4 protein-coding genes and 1 pseudogene are annotated in these 4,741 nt (G+C 66.4%); all 5 read left to right on the top strand.

Features of this window, described 5'->3' with window-relative positions; all coding sequences use genetic code 11:
• Positions 1 to 2,296: pseudogene (locus VGF12_RS11540) on the top strand (3-hydroxyacyl-CoA dehydrogenase/enoyl-CoA hydratase family protein); the annotation flags it as partial.
• 11 nt (positions 2,297 to 2,307) lie between these two features.
• Positions 2,308 to 2,799, top strand: coding sequence for a DUF4442 domain-containing protein (locus tag VGF12_RS11535; RefSeq protein ID WP_331176185.1), 492 nt, complete (start codon positions 2,308 to 2,310; stop codon positions 2,797 to 2,799).
• Between the two features lie 11 nt (positions 2,800 to 2,810).
• Complete coding sequence (locus tag VGF12_RS11530; protein WP_331176184.1) at positions 2,811 to 4,025, top strand: acetyl-CoA C-acyltransferase; 1,215 nt, start codon at positions 2,811 to 2,813, stop codon at positions 4,023 to 4,025.
• Between the two features lie 3 nt (positions 4,026 to 4,028).
• A complete protein-coding gene (locus VGF12_RS11525; RefSeq protein ID WP_331176183.1) occupies positions 4,029 to 4,562 on the top strand; it encodes a DUF1569 domain-containing protein in 534 nt (177 codons plus the stop codon).
• A gap of 9 nt (positions 4,563 to 4,571) precedes the next feature.
• Positions 4,572 to 4,741, top strand: a 170-nt coding sequence (locus VGF12_RS11520) for an enoyl-CoA hydratase-related protein (protein ID WP_331176186.1), incomplete at its 3' end; no start/stop codon positions are given.

Here is a 4,741-nt window from a genome sequence, read left to right as displayed (position 1 = left end):
GTTCGACCTGCCTGCCAAGGAAGGCCCCAAGAACGGCACTGTCACCAAGGCCGTCGAGAACCTGAAGAAGCTCAAGCCCGCGCCGCTGGGCGATGCCGCGGAAGCCGCGCTGATCCAGCAGGCCAACTATGAGGAGCACCTGGAGCTGCTCAAGGGTTGCGACCTCATCATCGAGGCCATCGCTGAGCGCATGGACTGGAAGCTGGACCTGTACACCAAGATCGCGCCCTTTGTGGCCCCGCAGGCGATCGTTGCGTCCAACACCTCGGGCCTGAGCATCACCAAGCTCAGCGAAGTGCTGCCCGAAGAGATCAAGCCACGCTTCTGCGGCATCCACTTCTTCAACCCCCCGCGCTACATGGCGCTGGTTGAGCTCATCAACACGCCGACGACCCAGCCCGAGATCCTCGACCAGCTCTAAGCCTTCGTGACCACGTCGCTGGGCAAGAGCGTCGTGCGCGCCCACGACACGCCCAACTTCGTTGCCAACCGTGTCGGCATCGCCGGCATGATGGCCACGATGATCGAGGCCGAGAAGTTCGCCCTGACGGTGGACGTTGTGGACGACCTGACTGGCAAGAAGCTGGGTCGCGCGTCCAGCGGCACCTTCCGCACGGCGGACGTCGTTGGCCTGGACACCATGGCCCATGTCGTGAAGACGATGCAGGACAACCTGAAGGACGACCCCTTCTATTCGACCTATGCCACGCCGAAAGTGCTGGCCGGCCTGATCGAGAAGGGCGCGCTGGGCCAGAAGACGGGTGCCGGTTTCTACAAGAAGGTGGGCAAGGACATCCTGCGCCTGGACTTCGCCACGGGTGAGTACGTCGCCGGCGGCAAGAAGGCCGACGAAATCGTCGCGCGCATGCTCAAGAAGGCCCCGGCCGATCGCCTGAAGCTGCTGCGCGAATCGACCAACCCACAGGCCCAGTTCCTGTGGGCCATCCTGCGCGACAGCTTCCACTATGCCGCCGTACACCTGGACACCGTGGCTGACACGGCGCGCGAGATCGATTTCGCGATGCGTTGGGGCTTCGGCAGCAGCCAAGGTCCGTTCGAGCTGTGGCAGGCCGCTGGCTGGAAGCAGGTCGCCGAATGGATCGCCGCCGACATCGCCGACGGCAAGACGCTATCCAGCGCGCCGCTGCCGGGCTGGGTCACCGAAGGCCCGGTTGCCGATGCCGGTGGCGTGCACACGCCGCAGGGGTCTTGGAGTGCCGCCGAAGGCAAGTTCAAGCCGCGCAGCGAGCTGCCGGTCTACGCCCGCCAGGCCTTCCGCGAGTCGCTGCTGGGCACAGGTGCTGCCGACCCGCTGAAGTCGGGGACCGAGCTGTTCAAGAACGACGAAGTGCGCGTCTGGACGCTGGACGGCAATGTTGTCATCGCCTCCATCACCGCCAAGCTGCACCTGATCAGCCCAGCCGTCACCGAGGGCCTGCTCAAGGCCGTCGAGATTGCGGAAGCCGACTACAAGGGCATGGTGATCTGGTCGCCGGACGACGTGTTCTCTGCCGGCGCCAATCTGGAAAGCCTGATGCCCGTCTTCATGAAGATGGGCAGCAAGGGCATCGCGCCGGAAGAGAAGAAGCTGCAGGACATGATGCTGCGCCTGCGGTACGCCAGCGTGCCGGTCGTCGCCGCGATGCGCGGCCTGGCGCTGGGCGGTGGTGCCGAACTGGCCGTCCACTGCGCGCGTCGCGTTGCTCACGTCGAGAGCTATGTGGGCCTGGTCGAAGTGGGCGTAGGCTTGGTGCCCGGCGGCGGCGGCCTGACCTACATCGCGCGCCGCGCCGCCGAGATGGCCAACGCCGGCAATGCCGGCGCCGACATCCTGGCCTTCCTGAAGGATGGCTTCCTGACCGCCGCGACGGCCAAGGTCGCCACCTCCGCGCACGAGGCCAAGAAGAACGGGTTCCTGCTCGACAGCGACGTCATCGTGCCGCACAAGGATGAACTGCTGCACGTCGCCACGGCCACCGCGCTGGGTATGGCCGAGGCCGGCTATCGCCCGCCGCACAAGGCCATGTTCCCGGTCGCCGGCCGCAGCGGCATCGCCACGATCAAGGGGCAGGTCGCCAACATGCGGGACGGTGGCTTCGTCAGCGCCCACGACTACCACCTGGCCGCGGCGATCGCCGACGTGGTCTGCGGTGGCGAGGTGGAGGCTGGCTCCCTCGTCACCGAGGAGTACCTGATGGCGCTGGAGCGCAAGCACTTCTGCTCGCTGCTGGACAACCCCAAGACGCAGGAACGCATCATGGGCATGCTGCAAACGGGCAAACCCGTCCGCAACTGAAGGTCCACGTCGTGAACCGGCTTCAACGCACGCTCGCCAAGCTGGACGGCCTGCCCGCTCCGCTGCGAAGCGCCGCGCGCAACTTCGCGCTGCGTCGTGCCGTGCCTTTCACCGGCACGGCGGCGCTGGACTTCGTTGCGCTCACGCCTGAGCGCAGCGAGATCCGCGTGGCCAACGAGCGTCGCGTGCAGAACCACATCAAGGGCGTGCACGCGGCCGCCATGTCGTTGCTGGCCGAGACCGCCACCGGCATGGTGGTGGGCATGAACGTCCGTGACGACTGCCTGCCGCTGTGCAAGTCGCTGCAGGTGTTCTTCAGGAAGCGCGCCACGGGCGGCCTGGTCGCCCGCGCCCACCTGACCGAGGCCCAGCGCGCCAGCATGGCAAGCGAGACCAAGGGCGAAGTGCGCGTCGCCGTGACCGTGACCGACGAAGCCGGCATCGAGCCGATCGAGTGTGAATTTGTCTGGGCCTGGGTGCCCAAAGAGAAGCCCCAGGCTTGAAAGGAACGAACATGAGCAAGCAAGTCCAGGACGCCTACGTCGTCGCCGCCACCCGTCTGCCTATTGGCAAGAGCGGTCGTGGCTACTTCAAGAACACCCGCCCCGACGAGATGCTCGTCAAGGTCATGCAGGCCGCGCTGGCGCAGGCCCCGGGCCTCGAAGCCAAGGCCATCGAGGACGCGATCGTCGGTTGCTCCTTCCCTGAGGCCGAGCAGGGCATGAACATCGCTCGGGTGGCTTCCGTGCTGGCCGGCTTCGGCCCGACCGTTGGCGGCGTGACGATCAATCGCTACTGCGCCTCCGGCATCACAGCTGTGCAGATGGCCGCGGACCGCATCCGCGTCGGCGAGGCCGATGTGATGTTCGCCGGCGGTGTCGAATCCATGTCCATGATTCCGATGGGCGGCAACAAGCCCAGCTTGAGCCCGCTGATCTTCGAGAAGGACGAGAACATCGGCATCGCCTACGGCATGGGCCTGACGGCAGAGAAGGTTGCCGCGCAGTGGAAGATCAGCCGCGAAGCACAGGACGCGTTCTCGCTGCAGTCGCACCAGCGCGCCATTGCCGCAATGCAGGCGGGCTGGTTCGATGCCGAGATGACGCCCTTCGACGTCATCGAACGCACGCCGAACCTCGCCGACGGTACCGTTAACACCAGGACCCGCACCGTCAAGCTCGACGAGGGCGCCCGCCCCGACACCTCGCTGGAAGGCCTGGCCAAGCTCAGGCCCGTGTTTGCTGCGAAGGGCAGTGTCACGGCTGGCAATAGCTCGCAGACTTCCGATGGCTCGGGCGGCCTCATCATCGTCAGCGAAGCCGCGCTGAAGCGCTACAACCTGACGCCGCTGGCCCGCTTCGTGTCGTTCGCTGTGCGCGGCGTGCCGCCCGAGATCATGGGCATCGGCCCCATCGAGGCCATTCCCGTCGCCCTCAAGGCCGCCGGCATCTCTGCCAAGGACCTGGACTGGGTGGAACTGAACGAAGCCTTCGCCGCGCAGTCGCTGGCCGTGCTGAACGACCTAGACAGCAAGGGCATCGAGCTGGACCGTGCCAAGGTCAACCCCAACGGCGGCGCCATCGCGCTGGGCCACCCGCTGGGCGCCACTGGCGCCATCCGCGCGGCCTCGGTCATCCATGGCCTGCGCCGCACCGGCGGCAAGTACGGCATGGTCACGATGTGCGTGGGCGCCGGCCAGGGCGCTGCCGGTATCTTCGAGAGGCTGTAAGCCATGGACCGCCGCCGAGCGCTCAAGACCACGACGGTGTTGCTCGCGGCGGCGCCGCTGGCCGGCTGCACCGGCAGGCTGGAGACCTTCGCAAGCTGGAAGCAGGCCCAGCAGGCCGTGCTGGACCTCCTCTTCGTGCCCAAGATCGTGCAGGGCAATGCCTGGAACCTCAGCCAGGTGCTGCAGCATCTGGCCCAGAGCATCGAGTTCTCGATGCAGGGCTTTCCGGCGCTCAAGGGCGCCTGGTTCCGTTCCAGCATCGGCTCGGCAGCCTTCGCCGTCTTCAACGCGCGCGGCGCGATGAGCCATGACCTCGCCGAGCCCATTCCCGGCGCCCCGGCGCTGGATGCGTCGCAGGCGCTGAGGACATCGGTGAACCGTCTTCTAGAGGTGATGGACGCCTTCGCCAAATTCAACGGTACGCTGCGACCTCACTTCGCCTACGGCGAGCTGACCAAGCCGCAGTACGAGCGAGCCCATTTGATGCACTTGGCGAACCATTGGACTCAAATCCACGCCAAGACTGCGACCGCCTGAGGATCCGTCATGAACATCAAGAGCTACACCGTCAACGGCGTCGCGACCATCGAGATCGCGCGCCCCGAGAAGAAGAACGCCATCACCCAGGCCATGTACCAGGCCATGGCCGATGCGCTGCGGGCGGCCGACGCCGACAAGACCGTGCGCGCGGTGCTGATCACGGGCCAGCCGGGCAT

Source organism: Roseateles sp., from assembly GCF_036404855.1.
GTDB lineage: Bacteria > Pseudomonadota > Gammaproteobacteria > Burkholderiales > Burkholderiaceae_C > Pelomonas.
This window is presented reverse-complemented; position numbering and strand designations above follow the sequence as displayed.